The following is a 17,626-nucleotide window of genomic DNA, read 5'->3' on the forward strand; positions in this document are numbered from 1 at the left end:
ACATCCTTTTTCCTCCCAAATCATACAGTTCTCGACAAACTTATGATAAGGGATGGGTGTTAAGGGTGGTCAACTTTTTGGTTAGCGAAAACCGCTAAAGTGGTCAACTTTTATTTTAGCGTTTACAGGAAAGTTGCTCCATCTCTATCTCTAATAATTAGTGGAGGAGAATTACCAATATCAGTTATACTATCTAAGATTTTAATATCACTCCAACTTTAATATCGCCTATCCAATTCATTTTCCGTAAAGTATTAAAACGATACTCTTTGATGGCACAACCATCATGAGCTTTCGATTTTCAATTAAATCATTTTCTTTTTGTCTCCCCAAAAAAATCCTCACTTTTTTTTATTTACTATCTTTATGTATCCTTATCGTTACCACCTTTAGCATTACGATCTTTGTCATTGTTTAAAGTTTGCGGGTTTTGCAGTGTTTATCGTACTTCTTACAAAATCCGAATATAAAACCAATACTCCATGATGGTACTGCCTTCATGAACTATGAATTTCTGTATAGTAATATCCAACATCTCAAAGTTAAGATTTATAAAAAAACCAAAACACCTGATTCCTAATAAGGCAATCAAGTGCTTATGGTAATTCTATAACATACTCCCGAATATTACTGAACTGGTCCCATAAATTCAGTAATAATAAGAATATGCTCCTTCAGTTTGACTTTTTTTAGATTCTCTACTTTTTCTGCTCCACCTAAACCTAATAGAGGTGTGTATCCAAAACACTCGTCATAGTTAGGGGCACTGTATTCACTAATCGCTTCAGGATAAGGCTGCCACATTAATTCATCATTCATAAAGTCATTATCTTTTAAGTCATCAAAAAAGAATTCAAATCCGGATGAAACAACATTAACATATCCTTTCCTAAAGTTTAATAAATTTACATACTTATCTTTTTCCCATACTATAATATCACCCATTGCGGTTGTAAAAATAGGAATGGCCTGCTCATACCTTAGATAACTTCTCTCTAAAATACCTAAATAATCGTCTGGATTAATAACTTTTAAAAAGTCATTTGCGAAAGTACCAAACCCATATTTTACCCATGTTTCTATCAATTCTTCAGGAATTTTATCCTTATATTTTAAAATAACATTTTCATCAACTGTTTCATGTTTAATAAAATCGCTAAATATAGTTTCCAATTAACATACCCTCCTTTGATTATTGAGTTAATTTCACATTTAAATAAGTATTCTTTAGCTGTTCAGGTGACATATTCTTTGCAATTTCCCTAATTTGCTCATCAACAATATCAATTCTATATTTCCATTGTGAACCTATCGAGGAATTTACTCTTTTATCCCCCATACCTCCAATAGTGTCTGCTATTCCTCCAGCTATTTGATCTGGATTATGAAGTGCTGCTTTTGTTTCCAGCCATTCTGAAGCTTGCTTTGTCGCATCTGCTCTGGAAAGTCCTTGTTTTCGCAGTTCAGCAATTTTATCTTTAAGTGCTTCTTGTCTAGCCATTTTTTGAGCTGCATTTCCTTCTATTGCTCTACCTTCAGCAATATATCTGTCTCTATTTTTCAGATACTCGTCAATCGTTAATTCATTCATTCCTTTTTCTTAGTCTTTCAATTGTCTTGCAAACTCCTCGGAGTCATGTTTATTATTTCTTTTAAAATTTACTTTAACTTCTTTTATTCTTGGTACATCGTCCAAATGCTTTATATTACCCGTACCCGTAAATTAACCCCTTTACTATCCCCAGCCACCGGCCTCTCCAGCGCAGGCACTTGCACATCCGTCTTAACATCCCCGCCATCAGCTTTCGGTTTATTAATGCTAAAATGGACATCATCTTGTTGAATCGTCCTGCTGACAACTGGAGCATCATCGCCAAAAATCTTGGTTTTGGTGCCGGCGAACATCCCGGCGCCGATTAACGGGATGGTGAGGGCAGCCACTATGGCAGCCCGCTTGCCGTTCTTCTTCCAGTCCACGTTCCCAGTCTGGCGCCACTGGCTGAAGGCATCAAAGGCGGAGGTCATAAGGCTCGTGGCTCCGCTGTATATCGCCGAATTCTTAACAATATGCACGCCCTTGTTGATCTGGCTGGCAAGCTTGCGGCTGAACGGCTTCTTTAAAAGCTTTGCTGTGAGGCCGGCAATCCAGTTGCCGGGGCCTTTCATGAGGTTTGCCGGTCCAATGCTCCTGAAAAGCTTGGCCCCGAGCGGCCCCAGGCTTGCAATGATCAATCTATATTTTGCAATAAACTAACGTTCATTCAGCCCTAGGTACCTCCTCAAAAAAGAAACCTTGAAGGGCATTTAGCCCATCAAGGTAAGAGTTTTTAATCAATTAGAAACTCCAAGTAGAATTTATCATTTCCTTCTATTTTTCTTAAGAATTCTTTAAGAGAAGTTGCAATTTGAATATCATAATAGTAAACCGGACTACATTCCTCTTCATTCAATTCGATCGACATCAAGGCCGATTCACTCCCTTCAAAAAATATTAATTTGTTATTTTCAAATTGATCATAGATTTCTATGTCGGGATAAAACTCAAAGTCATTAACTCTTTGCCGAAAATCTCTTACGGAATAAGGGTCCATGATTCGATTAATATTAAACTCTGAACCTTTTATAAACCCGTAGCCAACTTCTTTATAAAAATCAACTAAATCCTTAGGAATCTTTAAATTGAGTTCCTTCTCCACCTGTTTTATTTCATTCTCAGTCACTGGAAAAAAACTATTTTCTTCGTTTGCCTTAATAAATTCATAGCCCATTATTTTTTTCTCCTTCAAACGGTGTATTTACTGGCAGCCCTTTTCCAAGAGTACCAGCCTACAACCAACATGAGCACCCTAATCTTTATTTTTGTCTCACTTTTATTATTTGCATCCAAATCATTGTTCTACAACAAAAAATTATTATTATACTCATTCTCGAGTGTAACCATATGATTCATCACCGTGGTGTTATATAAACTGAAGCCCTAAAGATTGGATAGTTATATGAACATTTTTTATATAACCTTAAAAATAACGCCGTTCTTTCAGCTAAATCTACTCCATATTAATATAATATTTGTCGTCGTCCATTAATTTCACTAGGAATTCCATTAAAGAATCAGCAATTTTTATCTCGTCATAATAAATTGAATTATCTTTTCCTTCACTCAAGTCAATTAGTAACAATGCACTTTCATTTGCTTCGAAGAAAATTATTTTTCCCTCTTCAAGTTCTTCATATACCTCTATATCGGGATAAAATTCAAAATCATTAACTTTTAATCTGGCATCTCTTATAGAAGCTGGTCCCATAATCCGATTGATATTATATTCAGATTTTCTAAGAAAACCATAACCAACTTCTACAAGGAATTCTTTCAAGTCGTAAGGAAATTTCAATCCCAAGGTGGATTCAACTTCCTCAATTTCTTTTTCACTTACAGGGAAGAATTGATTACCAACTTGATTTTTAATAAAATCAAATCGCATAAATTACTTTCCTCCTTTAAATAATTCATTTGCTGGTGAGCCGGTACCGTGGATTCCTGATTGATGTTCATTCGGAAATTTAGCAGGATGTATATTCCACCATCCATGTTCTTCTTGGAAACTATTCTCAATTATATGATGGGCATCGTATTTATCTCCTTTTCTTCGAATTGGTTCACCGGTCTTCGTTGAAATAACATCCTCAGTATAAGTTGGCCATTTTTGACCATGATCTCTCAAACTATATTCATCTCTTGCGCCGCCCTTAGTTGAGACGCAGAATTAAATTCTTCATTATAGTTTATAGTAGAAAATTGTTCTAAAAATTGATCAGAGTAAGAAAATCCATCTAATAAATCCTTCACACTATTTGTCGATTTACTAATCCATTTTTTTCTACTAAATCGCGATCATAATAATCTAAGTTAAAGTCTTTTTCGAAAACTGAAGAAATACTGTCTCCATCTTCTGTATATTCAATATTTGTATAATTCATTAACTCTTCCTTGCTGCCAAAATTCCCAATCCACATTGATACATAGTAATGCATAATTTTACTACCTCCTTAATTCAATTGGTAACCCCATTTTCCCTCTCTCCAATCTATCTTCTGCCCAATTATTTAATCTTTTTACAAAGGTATCATAATCTTTTGATGTATCTATTATTCGTAGAATTTGATTATGGGCTACCGTAGAACCTTCTCCACCATGTGCACCAGGTGGATTAATAAATTTTACATCTTTTGTTAAAGTTCTCATTTCTTTTATTTCATCCATTGATATTCCCCACTCTTTAAACCACTTAGTACACTAATTAAATAATCGTAATCTTTTCAATTTACATATTTAAACATGAAAAAGCACTTGTCGCCTGTTATAGACAATCAAGTGCTTTAAGTTTATAAATTTTCTAAGTTTATTAATATATTTGAGAGTTTTATAAGTTATTTTTATATCGACAGTATGACATCTTTTTACTACTTGGCAAGTGTAACGTTTAAACCCTTTAGCTTGTTTAATCTCGTGTGTTTGTTGCTTACGACATCCATAAAAGTGGTCCTTGTAAGTAAAATGTCATCTCGCCTCTTCTCGCTCTTATTGCTTAATTGTTAAAATAGCACTCCTTGATGGTCTAGCCTTCATGAGTTATTAATTCAAATTCAAGGATTTCTTTAACTATACACAATTAAAAAACTATTTATATCCTTGTTTATCGCCACGAGCTTTGTTATTTTCGTTTATTTAGTCACTATTTCATACAACACTATCTCCTGCATGTAAAATGTCATCTCACCTAATTCTCACACTTTTCTGCCTAGACCACTGTTTACAGAACACTCCTTGATGGTCCAGCCTTCATGAGCTCTCAATTCTCAAACAATTATTGTTCATTAGGTCCATTCCTATCGCTTGAGATTTTTTGCCATGATTTATTTTCTCCTTTGATTTCTTTATATGAAAAAAAGTTTATTCCTAACTCATAGCCAAGTTGGAATAAACCTTTTGAAAGTTTATGAAGCGAAGTTGTGAATAGAATTTGCTTATCGCTTAGTGTATTCTTAAATTCTACTCAATGTTCAAACTTTTATTTTGTAACCATTTCCTAGCTTCTTCACCCATTAAAATTATTGGTTTTTCTGCAGTTCCTATATTGATACTTTTTATAAAAGCCTCTTCTATTCCACGAATGCCAGTTAATATAGCTCCGTTTAGCAATACATTTTCAAACGTTGCTAACCGTATATCGGCATTTAATAAAACTGCATTACGAAAATCCGCCTCATCAAAAAGACCAGCTACTAAATTAGCGTCTGATAAATCTGCTTTAGCAAACACGGTTTCAATACATTCACTATCAGCAAGTCTAGCAGCTTTAATATTGGCATTTGTGAAGTCTACATACGAGACATTAGATTTTCCAAAATCTGCTCCTTCTAAATTTGCAGATATAAAAGTTGATGAACATAGTAAAGATGACGAGATATCCTTGTTATTTAAATCCATGCCATCAAAGATACAATCTGTTATATACGCTTGGTCTAGTGGATACGGGGACAAATCCACATTTCGCAAATCAATCTCATCTATACCTAGTTTTTCTCCTTGTTCACCAATAGTTTCAATCCAAAGACGGTGCGACTCTAATTGAACGATAATTTCTCTGATATCAGTATTCATACTAACCTCCCTTATGGATACCAAATAATCCTATTTGATACTCCAGCTTTCTCTATTGCCTCTTTTAATTGTTCAACATGTTCAGGAATCATGTCCCTTACATCCACAATTACATTATAATTTTTTTCAAGTTCTTTATTAATACCTTTCATCCCGTTACTTACTGTAAATGCCCCTTTCTTAGGTGATGTATGACCATTCGGATAAGAGACGAAGCTTTTAACGTCCCATTTAGTATTATTTGTTGTATCAATAAATTCTGCCCCACCATTGCCTTGTGGATCACGTATAATCTTCCCTAACTTACCTTGTTGCTCCAAATCGAGCCCTATCTCTCTTTCTTTCAAACCCTGATCCCTAATTTTACCACCATGCGATGGATCTCCTGCCAAATCATCTAATTCTTTCTGTTTTCTTCCTCCAGTATATTTACCCGTATCCTTAATCCGTAAATTAACCCCTTTACTATCCCCAGCCACCGGCCTCTCAAGCGCAGGCACTTGCACATCCGTCTTAACATCCCCGCCATCAGCTTTCGGTTTATTAATGCTAAAATGGACATCATCTTGTTGAATCGTCCTGCTGACAACTGGAGCATCATCGCCAAATATCTTGGTTTTGGTACCCGCGAACATCCCGGCGCCGATTAACGGGATGGTGAGGGCAGCAACGATGGCTGCCCGCTTGCCGTTCTTCTTCCAGTCCACGTTTCCATTCTGGCGCCACTGGCTGAAGGCATCAAAGGCGGAGGTCATAAGGCTCGTGGCTCCACTGTATATCGCCGAATTCTTAACAATATGCACGCCCTTGTTGATCTGGCTGGCGAGCTTGCGGCTGAACGGCTTCTTTTAATAGGCTGCTGTCGCCTGTACGAGGTAATGCAGGCTTCCATGGAGGAACGAGTAGGCGACTTCATACAAGCTTGCCCCCTAATTCCTTGTCTTCAATAACCTGGTTTACTTTCTATATGCTTTAATTTTATTTTCTTGATATTTCAAGCTGTATCTATTATTGGCTTGTCCCTAAACAAAACTAGAATATACCCATCAACGTTCCATTTTTCCCCCTCCCGTTACGAAAATTATAATTTATGTAACGCTTTTTTAACTAATAGCGAGTGTTATACGACCGTCTCTAGTTAAAATACAACCATAAGTTAATTTTCTTATACAATAAAACAGCACCTCTTTACGTTACCCATTGGTTATCGCCACGAGCTTTGTCATTGTCGTTAGTTTGTTAGCCAATCCATGTCATACTACCCCTACCATATAAAATGTCATCTCGCCTAATTATCGTACTTTTCTTACTATCCGAGTATTAAAATAATACTCCATGATGGTACAACCATCATGTGCTTTCGATTCTCAAACAAATCATTTTTTATTGTCTCGCTCAAATAACAACTGAATTAATATAAATTAAAGTAAAAAACCTTGAAAGGCATTTAGCCAATCAAGGTTGAATAATACAGGTATTAGATGAAGCTACTACCTCTTATCGAATATGCCTACAAGTATTCATTTTCAATATTCACATATTCTTCATTTGCTAGCTTAATTAAAAAGTCACTAAACGAATCTGCAACCTGTGGAAGGCAACTTTTGATTAAATCGTAATTTAATACTATAGGTTCATCATCTGAATAATTGTCAGCTATATCATCTGGAACAATTACACACTCTACAACATCTAAGTCATCATTGTAAGAACAAAAGGAATGGTCTGCTATTAATACCCTAGGTTCATCATTCTTTATCGCATTTAAGTCTAAACAAATTACATTACCACCTATAGTTGTAGCAACAGTTAATAAACCAAATTTTACCAAAAACATACTAGGTACAGCAGATGCATTCTCTTCTTTAATTTGTTCTAGTCCCAATAATCTTATCCCACCACTTAAACCAGGTAAGTTTTGAGGCTCATAATCCCGATAAAAAGTTACTATAGTTTCTGGAATTACATATGATTTCAAATTTTCTAAATCATTTTCCTTATAAAAAGCAGACCACTTAGTAAATGTCTCATACAACCTAGTAATATAATTTAGGTCATCAAGACTAGCTTGGCCAAATGCCTGTTTAGCTTCATTAGACACTTGACCATCTCTAACTAAGTTTTGCTCAAATCTTTCAATTATCTCAGTAAACTTTCTCATCCTATTCCTCCTCTTGACCATTGGCTCATTTGGATTTAATAAAATTTCAGGAACTTTTTCTTCTAAATCCCTTTTAAATTCATCTATTTTACTCGAAGCATAAAACTCCTTTTTATTTAAACTATTAACATCCACCTCTGCAAGAGCAAAATTACCAGACTTCTTATATTTACTCGATAATTTCCCTCTTAGTTCCTTCACTCTATCAATTATATGTACTTCTGTTACTGAATCTATTTGTCTAGTTGGATATACTTTACCCGTACCCTTAATCCGTAAATTAACCCCTTTACTATCCCCAGCCACCGGCCTCTCAAGCGCAGGCACTTCCACATCCGTCTTAACATCCCCGCCATCAGCTTTCGGCTTATTAATGCTAACATGCACGTCATTATTCTGAATCGACCTGCTGATGACTGGAGCATCATCGCCAAAGATCTTCGCTTTTGTACCGGCGAACATCCCGGCTCCATTCAGCGGGTGAGGGCAGCAACATTAACCCAAATAATACTTCTTCTCACCTATATACTAGTACTTTTGATTAATCTAAAATCTGGTAAATGTGGCTTGAAATATCTATTTCTTCTCCATCTTAAATTATGATAAATTTAATATTTCTTTTAGTTCTTTTAAGGAAACTTCAACTCTTGTTCGATCTTGAGGTCGTCTTGTTAAATAGTCTTCCCCAGCCTCTGTTAAATATTGAAAAATACATTTTCATCTACAATAGCATTTTCCTCAACTTCAGCCATAGGAGGTTGTATACTGAAGTTAACACCAGTTTCACCAAAGTATCCCTCTTCTCCTGTCTGATATTCATTTGCAAAAATACAACATACTGGATCAATCCCAAAACCTTGTTTGTTTTTGAAATTTTCAATCGCTTCTATAAACTTCCCATCACCTATTATTTTGTAATATAGACGCATCAACTCAACTTTTTCTGAAAATTCTTCAATAATAAAAACTTCCTCGCTCATAACAAACACTCCTTTATCATTTAATCTAAAACTGGGAAGAAATTCGAAATCTCACCTGTATTTTTGTCTTTAAAGCCCATAAATTTCAATTGTTTCCCATTTACATTGACATACCCTTCTACCATATCACTTGGTGACCTATCTCCACCTTGAATTATCCTATTATTACTAATACCTTCTTCCATTGCTTCCCTACCCAATTTTAATATCTGTTCATCAGAAAAAACCTTTGGGTCATATACTGTCTTAGGATTCCTATACTCTTTCCACTGTCCAGTAAAGTTACCTTTTCCACCATTTTCTTTACTCAATCCATCATAAACAGGAAGCTTATATTTCACCTCATAAATTCCTGAAATATCAGGATGAGACGTTTTAGTAACAGCTTGATTAATATCCTTAACTTGATTACCAAAGTTATCTAAAAGTCTGGCGCCACTGGCTGAAGGCATCAAAGGCGGAGGTCATAAGGCTCGTGGCTCCGCTGTATATCGCCGAATTCTTAACAATATGCACGCCCTTGTTGATCTGGCTAGCAAGCTTGCGGCTGAACGGCTTCTTTAAAAGCTTCGCTGTGAGGCCTGCAATCCTGGGCCTTTCATGAGGTTTTCCGGTCCAATGCTCTTAAAGAGCTTGCCCTAGAGCGGCCCCAGCACAGCTCCCATGGTAAAATTGGAAAGAATACTATTAACTAGCAATGCATTCGGCACTAGGTAGCCCCTAAAAAAATAAACCTTGAAAGGCACTTTTGCCAATTAAGGTTTGTAATTTTCTTTACTTAAGGTACATACACAATAATTTCACCAATAGGGTATATCCCCTTCCACCCGCAAGGCCAACCTCCTTGCTTATAAACTTCGAAGATTTTCCCATAAAAGTTATCTGATTCCCCATTAACTAATCGATTTAAAGCACACATGGTGAGGTCTCCTACTACTTCCTCGTTGATATCAAAATAATTAAATGGGAGATAGTCATTCGAGTAATTGTCATGGTCACTAAAAAAATCATATAATTCATCTTGCTGAGTTACTAATTCCAGGTCATAAACCTTTTCGACAATACTTGCTGCTTCTTGTGATTTTACATATTCCCATACAGTATCAACTTCACTTGAATCATGAGACCAGGCACGATTTTGAGCTTCATTGAAATCTTTTATTACCTCTAAGTTATTTACATGAAAGTTATTATAATTGAACATCTTATTATTCCGAATAAAATCCATTACTTCTTCTACTAATTGAGAGTTTTCACCAAATTCCATTTAGCTAGCCACCTTTCCCATAACTCCTCTGCTGCTCTGCCGCCTCTATTCCAAACAGGCAGTTCTATATTTTTACCACTTTTGTAAAATTGTTCGGTATTATTAATTTTAGTCTTGTAACTATGGAATGTTAAAAACTAACTATCAAGATGTATTTCTGAAAGAAAATCTTGTAGGATTTTTCTAACTGGTGGACTAGCAATGGCACATACATTATTTACACGTTGTAGAGTAAGTTTATATATCATGACAAGTAATACCTTTAAAACTTGCCAGTTCATTTGCTTTAGTTTATTACATATATTAATATTCGTAGTCCAATAAGAATTCCATCATTAACCTCATATGAACTATCGATTTTCAAATAAATTATCTCTCTTCTATGCACAAATATAAGTATTGGCCAAACTCAGGGAATATATCCCAGTTTCTAGTCACATCATCTTTTGTCTCTCGTTCTTCTACTTCTCCAGTTTTAGAATCTCTTTGTTCCATTGCAATATGACCATTTTCTTTATAGCCTAAAATCATACTTTTTAATTGTGTATCTCCTTCATACTCCCAATACATTATTGTCCTAAGGAATATCCTATTATCTTCTTTAACTATAAAATCGTAGTTTAAATATTTGCGACCATAATCATTCATAAAACTTATCGATACCCATTTATCAGTGACATTTACTAGATACCTTGGCTGATCTCCATCACTTAAAACAGCAGTATATGGATCACTATTTTCATGAAGTGTCTTTGCTGTATCTTCATCAATTATATTCCAAGGTTTATTTTTTGTATTAGACCACTTATCACAATAGTAAATTCCCATAATTGTACACCCCCCATTAATGATTTTTTGGGGAACTGGCTTGGTTTGTACAGGCACTTCCAAAATTAATTCTCCCTCCAGTCGACTACCTTCAAAGCATTCAGGTTAAATTTACCAGAGGTAATTTTTTAACCTGAAGAATACTTCTTAGTAAACTCACTTTAATAACCTAATGCCGTCGTTTCTTTTACTTCAGACAATTGGGTAAATTTCCTCTAAACAATTTCCTCACCTGGAACATAAGAATCAACCACATACTTCTTTCCATTGATCTCCCTTGCCTCTAACTCTACTTCATTATAAGGATATTCTAGATGATTAAGAGCATGGAATCCTAAAATTTAAGATTACCCGCTCTCCATTGTCTAAGAGTCATTTTAGCTGAAAAAGGTAAGATACCTTTTTTATCAGTCAATTTTTCTAAAGTCTTTTCTGCCTTTTCAAAGTTAAGTGTCAATAGTTTAGTTGCTGCTTCAAATTGAACACCTTCATTTTCACTATCCAATAGTCCATCAAGTTCATGAAGGTTACCTTCATTTCGAAGTTCTATTGCAATAGTGAGTAGCTCATCGTAACATTTATTTCCTTTGGTGCTATCCTCAATGTTAAGGTATTCCCACCTTTTCATTGCAATTTCACCAAACTTAGCCGCTCTTTCATCCATTTTAATAATTCCTCTCCTTTATTATTTAAATTCTGTAAACACCCATCCCTTACTTGTAGCAGTCACATCTCCAAATTCTTCAAGAAGTTCTTTTCCATATATAAATTGATCCTCAAATGATTGATTCGCAAGCCAGTCACGAACAGTTAAACCATCTGTATAGTCAAATTTTGATGAGTAGTGAGCTGAAATTTTTGAGTGAACAGTACCACTTCCATGAGGGATTAAAATTATATTCTTTTATAGGACATACGTTTTAAAGTAGCTGTACCTACTCTATAATTTGATAAAACATCAAATAGGGATTACAAGTGTTATCTCTATTCTATTATTAACAAGCGGTTTATTCGACACTCCGTATCACCTAAACAATAACAAAAATGACCTTGATAAAGTTTCAAGGTCAAAAATAGAAGGATATAATTATTTACAAATTTTCTATATAAACATCTGATATCATCTTGAGTCTTTGATTCAAATATCAGATTTAATAAAGGCGTATAGCGATATGCTCCCCTTCAGGTAGACAGATGAAAAATAAACTATTGCCTGAAGGGGAGCATATCAATAGCCCTTCAAGCTACTAATTATTGGTAGACTCCATTAACCCTCAAATATATAGTCTACAACTTTAACTTTCCGTTCCCAATTACTTTAGATGCATTTTGAAATGTTAATTTTCCCCCAATAAAAACCAATTCTTCAATTTCATTAAATTCTTCTTCTTTGAATTGTAACTATATAACGCTTAATTTAATTGAATTCAATATATTCACTATTAATTGAATTCGATAACCAAACCTCATCATTTCCCTTGTAAAAGGAAACACCATTCATAAATGCTAGTTTAGCTTTAATTCTTAATATAACAGGTTTTTCATCTCTTCTCTTTCCTACTTCATAAGCAGTATCTTCATCTACAGACAAATGAACATATTGACTTTCTTGTGATAACAATCCTTTTTCCTTAATCGACTCGACAAACCTCCTAGCTGTTCCATGATATAAATACTCTGGAGGCTCGGCTATTTCTTTTTTTATAGGCGAAGGTATTGTATGACCATATTAAGCTCAATAGATGCCCATTTATTATTTTCTTTTAGTGCTTTAAGAAGTTCCACCCACCCATTTTCGTCTAAAGACAAGCCATATTCGGAAGGTGCATGTCTTAATGCATAAGATACTTCTTTACTCAACTCTCGATAGTTAATAGTTATCACCCCAGTATTGATTATCTGTTACTCTCTATAAGCTCATTAACTGCTTCTTGTAGCCATTCCCATAAATCTTCATAAGTTCTCCTCTGTTCATAGCCACTAGATGCAAAGTCATGAATTATTTGAACCTTTTCAGGCTCACTTAAATCAAAACAAGCAATATCATCATTGTCGTCTCTTCTAGCGAACGGTACTAAATATCTTTCAGGATATCTTTGCCTTAAACCTGCTAATCTCTTTAAGGCTTGTTCTTCACTCATAATATACCAGTAATCAAAGTCAACTAAATTCAACTCAATAATTTTGGTATATGATTCTGGATATTTGAATCCTTTCTCAAAAAACTCTGCTGGTATCTTCTTTATCATTTTATCTTCTCCATTTCAAATGAGCCATATGGGTTGTTTGTTCTAAAGCCTGAATTTTGCTTACCAATTCTCGATTCTATCGCTTCACCCCATGTAGTTGGCACACCTTTCTTTGTAGTGAATCTTTCAATTAAGTGTTCAGGTAATAGGTCATCAGCATTACGAACAACTGCCTAAACGTCAATTCCAGCAGCTCTAGCTGCAACAACACGAGTATTATCTATAGTCGTAAGGCCACCATCAGACATCCTAACAACATCAATTGGATCTCCTACCCACCCATTTTTAGCCATACCTTCAATTATTTCTTGAGAACCATTTACAGAATTCCGGCTAAATCTGATTTCATTAGGATTAAGCGTACCCTCACCTCGAAGATTAACCCCTTTACTATCCCCAGCCACCGGCCTCTCAAGCGCAGGCACTTCCACATCCGTCTTAACATCCCTGCCATCAGCTTTCGGTTTATTAATGCTAACAGGGGGTGAAGGATTTTTTATAAATCCTGTTAACCAAAAAACCTTGAAAGGCATATAACCAATCAAGGTAGAGCTGTTATCTTACTTTAATTTGGCACGTTCTTCAATTTTAAACAAATTTATCATCTTCTAGAAATCTATTCAAACCCAATAACTAACCATTCATCTACTATGTCCCAAAAGTTAACATTATATTTTGGTTGGTCATCCGTAAACCATAAAGTAGCATTGTCATTTTCATCATTTTTATAATCTATCGCCACATATCCGCCCATGCCACTTTTAAAAAAACCAAAAGTAGTTTTCAAGTTAATTTGTATAGGCTCTTCTAACTCCTCGATAATACCCCACTCATCGTCTTCAAAGAAAGTAACATCTTCCAGAGCTACTAGCCCCATGGCTCTACTCGCATAGTAATAAAAACCGTCATGAAGATTTTCATAGAAATTCTTAATGGATCGAGGTATTTTGGACCATTTAGCTTCTAATGCAGCATTATCAAAATTAACGTTAGGTATACCTCCTTCATAATAGCCTATATCTCCATCTCCCATCCGCACACTATACAAAATCGAGTATTTATTATTACTTTTTAATAATTCAACATTTATAAGGTTTTCCTTCAAATAGGAAATTGTGTTTCTTAGATCAATTGAAACGAGGTTCTCCCAAAGTTCTAATGCTCTCTCCACCCTTTTTCTATCATCATCTTCCATTACAGTATTTAACCAATTAACTGGTAATGCACCCGAGTCTAGCTTCTTAATTTGACTATGGTTAACTATTTCAACATTCTTGCTATATTTTCTAAGGAAACTCTGTTTATCCTCCTTTCATTTCTATTAACAAAATCATCAATCTGTTTTTGTAACTCAATTGCTAATTATCGTCCTTTTCAATTATTTCTCTTCTGAAATTTGGATCAACCAATACCAAAACTTTTAAGTAGGAGCTTCATTCTCGTATGTATGTGTACAGTTTTCGTCTTATTAATGCTTAGAAAAGGTTCACCGGTCTTCGGTGAAATAACATCCTCAACATAAGTTGGCCATAATTTAACCCTGTTATTTCAAACTATATCCATCTCTTGCCTGCCCTTGAGTGGAGACTCGTATATACCCAACAACGTTCAACTTTTCACCCTCCCGTTACGAAAATTAAAATTTATGTAACGCTTTTTAAACGAATAGCGAGTATTATACGACCGTCTCTAGTTAAAATACAACACAAAATTTATATGCCAAAGGCAGTAAAAGAACGTCCTTTAACGTTACCTCTTGTTTATCGCCACGTGCTTTGTCAATCTCGTTAGTTTGTCAGCCATTCCTTATTATAACAACCCCTGCCATGTAAAATGTCATCTCGCCCATTACTCTTTCTTATTCAGTTCCGCAAAGTATTAAACCGATACTCCTTGATGGTACAACCATCATGAGCTTTCGATTTTAAAGTAAATCATTTTCCTTTTGTCTCACTCATAAATCCTCACTTTCTTTTTATTCACTAGCTTTATGTATCTATAACATTACCACCTTTAGCATTACGAGCTTTGTCATTTTCATTAGTTTGTGTGTTTGGCAGTAACATAAGTCCTCTCGGCATGTAAAATGTCATCTCACCTATTTATCATTATTATTTTCACAAACCAAGTATTAAAACAGAATGCCTTGATGGTACAACCTTTATGAGCTATGAATTTATTTTAGACATTTTTATTTTGTCCAAAGCATAAATATCACATAAAAAGCACCTAATGCCCTAAAAAGGAAATCAAGTGCTTTTAATTAATTTAATCATCACAACTTCGCAAATTACTACTCGGAATAAGGGTTATAATCTATCTCAACCTTACTAAGACCATCTAGTACTTTCTCTATCCTATTAGTCAAGTCTGCTATTTCTTCATGTGTCAGTTCACTTGTAGCATCTAAATCTTTAAACATACTTAATCTCTTTGTTATCCCTTCAACATATCCAATAAAGACCTTATTTTTGGATAACAATATTTCGCCTATAGCAGTATCAACAATAAAGTCTTCTATCTTTCCAAGATTTATATAATCATTAACAGTTCTTGCTATTGCATATTCATGTCCTCTATTTAATTTTAAATAATCATTGTAGTCTTCATTAATAGCCTCAAATATTTCATTATATTCCCAGTCTTCCAAGATATCACTCCTCTTTTATGGTTTAAGTCTTTCACCGTTATTGTGAATAACTTCCAATTCAATATTCTTATATTTATTAGCAAATTCAGCTATTACTTTGCTACAACTGTCACACGTATCTAGTTCTGTGAATAACTTAATTTTACCAGTAGCATTTACATCATCACCCAGTTTTAAAGCAATTTCATTCAAAATCTTATACTCAGTGTCAGAATCTCGCATAAAAGGTTTTCCATCTTTACCAGGTGCTAGAGTTGCCTCAAAAATTGGCTCATTTGGTTTCAATGAAATTTCAGGAACTTTTTCTTCTAAATCCCCTTTAAATTCATCTATTTTACTCGAAGCATAAAACTCCTTTTTATTTAAACTATTAACATCCACCTCTGCAAGAGCAAAATTACCAGACTTCTTATATTTACTCGATAATTTCCCTCTTAGTTCCTTCACTCTATCAATTATATGTGCTTCTGTTACTGAATCTATTTGTCTAGTTGGATATACTTTACCCGTACCCTTAATCCGTAAATTAACCCCTTTACTATCCCCAGCCACCGGCCTCTCCAGCGCAGGCACTTCCACATCCGTCTTAACATCCCCGCCATCAGCTTTCGGTTTATTAATGCTAAAATGGACATCATCTTGTTGAATCGTCCTGCTGACAACTGGAGCATCATCGCCAAAAATCTTGGTTTTGGTGCCGGCGAACATCCCGGCGCCGATTAACGGGATGGTGAGGGCAGCCACTATGGCAGCCCGCTTGCCGTTCTTCTTCCAGTCCACGTTTCCAGTCTGGCGCCACTGGCTGAAGGCATCAAAGGCGGAGGTCATAAGGCTCGTGGCTCCGCTGTATATCGCCGAATTCTTAACAATATGCACGCCCTTGTTGATCTGGCTGGCAAGCTTGCGGCTGAACGGCTTCTTTAAAAGCTTTGCTGTAAAGCCGGCAATCCAGTTGCCGGGGCCTTTCATGAGGTTTGCCGGTCCAACGCTCTTTAAGAGCTTGGCCCCGAGCGGCCCCAGCACAGCTCCCATGGTAAAATTGGAAAGAATACTTTCCCATGTAAAGGCTTCTCTTAATAGGCTGCTGTCGCCTGTAAAAAGGTAATGCAAGGTTCCATGGAGGAATGAGTAGGCGACTGCTCCTGCCCCTGTACCTGCGGCGAAAGCGAAAAGCCTTGGCAAACCAACTAATGATAGAAGTTTGCTGCCCTTAAGCAGCCTGAGGACAGCAAATCCGCCGAATACAGAGAGCGCCCCTGACAGTCCGCCGGCGAGCATTCCCCCAAAGCCGGTTTCCCCGCCTATGATCGAAATGACAACACCAACGATGGCGCCCCCCAAAGCGGTGAGAATCGCTCCGATGCCAACAGTAATTCCCAATAAACCCAGTACATAGACTCCTCCAAAAATAAGAGCGGCTATAACTGCTATTACTCCCAAAGCTGTCAGTATAACCTTTACAATTTTATTATTAAAGAACTCTTGCACATGATCCCATATTTCCCAGTTTTTAACCTTGTCCCAATTCTCATCGAACCAATCTTTAAATTCCTTGAACTGTTCAGTCGTCCAGTCCCAGCCTTCCTTTAAATCTTTAATAGCCCCTTTTGCTATCTCCTTCAAACGATTGAACCAATTCGGTTTTTCCTTCGAGCCATCTACCGGCTCTCCTTCAATATCTGTCACCTCAGTTTTCGTGATGCTTGTCCTTTCCGTATCTACATCCCCGACATCAGCGAACGCAGGCTGCCAATGGGTCAAAAAAGCCACCATCAATAGCAGTCCTGCCAATGTAAATTTTAAGAGCCTGCAAGAAAGGTTCATTGTAT

The 17,626-nt window shown here is 35.8% G+C and carries 21 protein-coding genes and 2 pseudogenes; all 23 read right to left on the minus strand.

All coding sequences use genetic code 11. The annotated features are described in order from the left end of the window. Positions 1-627: 627 nt before the first annotated feature. The 23 genes and pseudogenes from ACQCVH_RS06505 to ACQCVH_RS06615 all read right to left on the minus strand — a co-directional run bounded on the left by ACQCVH_RS06505 (position 628) and on the right by ACQCVH_RS06615 (position 17,483). Complete coding sequence (locus ACQCVH_RS06505; protein WP_426834956.1) at positions 628-1,173, minus strand: T6SS immunity protein Tdi1 domain-containing protein; 546 nt, start codon at positions 1,171-1,173, stop codon at positions 628-630. Positions 1,174-1,192: 19 nt separating this feature from the next. After that, a pseudogene (locus ACQCVH_RS06510) lies at positions 1,193-1,678 on the minus strand (polymorphic toxin type 15 domain-containing protein). 23 nt (positions 1,679-1,701) lie between these two features. Further along, positions 1,702-2,232: a hypothetical protein gene (locus ACQCVH_RS06515; protein WP_426834957.1), complete on the minus strand. Its 531-nt coding sequence runs from the start codon at positions 2,230-2,232 to the stop codon at positions 1,702-1,704. Between the two features lie 95 nt (positions 2,233-2,327). After that, a complete protein-coding gene (locus ACQCVH_RS06520; protein WP_426834958.1) occupies positions 2,328-2,768 on the minus strand; it encodes an SMI1/KNR4 family protein in 441 nt (146 codons plus the stop codon). A 279-nt stretch (positions 2,769-3,047) separates the two neighbouring features. Next, positions 3,048-3,482, minus strand: a complete 435-nt coding sequence (locus ACQCVH_RS06525) for an SMI1/KNR4 family protein (protein ID WP_426834959.1) — start codon at positions 3,480-3,482, stop codon at positions 3,048-3,050. Positions 3,483-3,485: 3 nt separating this feature from the next. Further along, positions 3,486-3,710 (minus strand): annotated as a pseudogene (locus ACQCVH_RS06530) (T7SS effector LXG polymorphic toxin); the annotation flags it as partial. A gap of 133 nt (positions 3,711-3,843) precedes the next feature. After that, a complete protein-coding gene (locus tag ACQCVH_RS06535) occupies positions 3,844-4,032 on the minus strand; it encodes an immunity 22 family protein (protein WP_426834960.1) in 189 nt (62 codons plus the stop codon). A 7-nt stretch (positions 4,033-4,039) separates the two neighbouring features. Further along, positions 4,040-4,261, minus strand: coding sequence for a hypothetical protein (locus tag ACQCVH_RS06540; RefSeq protein ID WP_426834961.1), 222 nt, complete (start codon positions 4,259-4,261; stop codon positions 4,040-4,042). A gap of 789 nt (positions 4,262-5,050) precedes the next feature. Then, on the minus strand, positions 5,051-5,662 hold the full coding sequence (locus ACQCVH_RS06545; RefSeq protein ID WP_341080923.1) for a pentapeptide repeat-containing protein: 612 nt from the start codon (positions 5,660-5,662) through the stop codon (positions 5,051-5,053). 11 nt (positions 5,663-5,673) lie between these two features. Further along, on the minus strand, positions 5,674-6,369 hold the full coding sequence (locus ACQCVH_RS06550) for an ADP-ribosyltransferase family protein (protein WP_426834962.1): 696 nt from the start codon (positions 6,367-6,369) through the stop codon (positions 5,674-5,676). Between the two features lie 803 nt (positions 6,370-7,172). After that, positions 7,173-8,285: a deaminase domain-containing protein gene (locus tag ACQCVH_RS06555; protein ID WP_426834963.1), complete on the minus strand. Its 1,113-nt coding sequence runs from the start codon at positions 8,283-8,285 to the stop codon at positions 7,173-7,175. 233 nt (positions 8,286-8,518) lie between these two features. Further along, complete coding sequence (gene cdiI, locus ACQCVH_RS06560; protein WP_426834964.1) at positions 8,519-8,803, minus strand: ribonuclease toxin immunity protein CdiI; 285 nt, start codon at positions 8,801-8,803, stop codon at positions 8,519-8,521. A 20-nt stretch (positions 8,804-8,823) separates the two neighbouring features. Next, positions 8,824-9,255 carry a CdiA family toxin C-terminal domain-containing protein gene (locus ACQCVH_RS06565; protein ID WP_426835411.1) on the minus strand — a complete coding sequence of 144 codons (432 nt, stop codon included), beginning with the start codon at positions 9,253-9,255 and terminating at the stop codon, positions 8,824-8,826. A 326-nt stretch (positions 9,256-9,581) separates the two neighbouring features. After that, positions 9,582-10,070 (minus strand): cytoplasmic protein, encoded by a 489-nt coding sequence (locus ACQCVH_RS06570; protein WP_426834965.1) that lies wholly within the window; start codon positions 10,068-10,070, stop codon positions 9,582-9,584. 369 nt (positions 10,071-10,439) lie between these two features. Beyond that, the gene (locus ACQCVH_RS06575) at positions 10,440-10,898 is read right to left on the minus strand and encodes a hypothetical protein (protein ID WP_426835412.1); all 459 of its coding nucleotides are present in this window, start codon (positions 10,896-10,898) and stop codon (positions 10,440-10,442) included. Between the two features lie 334 nt (positions 10,899-11,232). After that, positions 11,233-11,562: a hypothetical protein gene (locus ACQCVH_RS06580; protein ID WP_426834966.1), complete on the minus strand. Its 330-nt coding sequence runs from the start codon at positions 11,560-11,562 to the stop codon at positions 11,233-11,235. 753 nt (positions 11,563-12,315) lie between these two features. Beyond that, positions 12,316-12,615 (minus strand): RNA 2'-phosphotransferase, encoded by a 300-nt coding sequence (locus ACQCVH_RS06585; RefSeq protein WP_426835413.1) that lies wholly within the window; start codon positions 12,613-12,615, stop codon positions 12,316-12,318. Beyond that, on the minus strand, positions 12,600-12,782 hold the full coding sequence (locus ACQCVH_RS06590) for an RNA 2'-phosphotransferase (RefSeq protein ID WP_426834967.1): 183 nt from the start codon (positions 12,780-12,782) through the stop codon (positions 12,600-12,602). Before ACQCVH_RS06590 ends, ACQCVH_RS06585 begins: the two co-directional genes overlap by 16 nt. Positions 12,783-12,793: 11 nt before the next feature. Beyond that, positions 12,794-13,147 (minus strand): SMI1/KNR4 family protein, encoded by a 354-nt coding sequence (locus tag ACQCVH_RS06595; RefSeq protein ID WP_426834968.1) that lies wholly within the window; start codon positions 13,145-13,147, stop codon positions 12,794-12,796. A 173-nt stretch (positions 13,148-13,320) separates the two neighbouring features. Continuing rightward, on the minus strand, positions 13,321-13,692 hold the full coding sequence (locus ACQCVH_RS06600; RefSeq protein ID WP_426834969.1) for a hypothetical protein: 372 nt from the start codon (positions 13,690-13,692) through the stop codon (positions 13,321-13,323). 71 nt (positions 13,693-13,763) lie between these two features. Next, a complete protein-coding gene (locus ACQCVH_RS06605) occupies positions 13,764-14,342 on the minus strand; it encodes an SMI1/KNR4 family protein (RefSeq protein WP_426834970.1) in 579 nt (192 codons plus the stop codon). 1,098 nt (positions 14,343-15,440) lie between these two features. Beyond that, entirely contained in the window at positions 15,441-15,797 is a 357-nt protein-coding gene (locus ACQCVH_RS06610) for an Imm3 family immunity protein (protein ID WP_426834971.1), read from the minus strand. A gap of 15 nt (positions 15,798-15,812) precedes the next feature. Then, positions 15,813-17,483, minus strand: a complete 1,671-nt coding sequence (locus ACQCVH_RS06615; RefSeq protein WP_426834972.1) for a deaminase domain-containing protein — start codon at positions 17,481-17,483, stop codon at positions 15,813-15,815. Positions 17,484-17,626 lie beyond the last annotated feature (143 nt).

Source organism: Bacillus infantis, assembly GCF_050107595.1.
In the GTDB taxonomy this organism is placed as follows: Bacteria; Bacillota; Bacilli; order Bacillales; family Cytobacillaceae; genus Bacillus_AB; species Bacillus_AB infantis_C.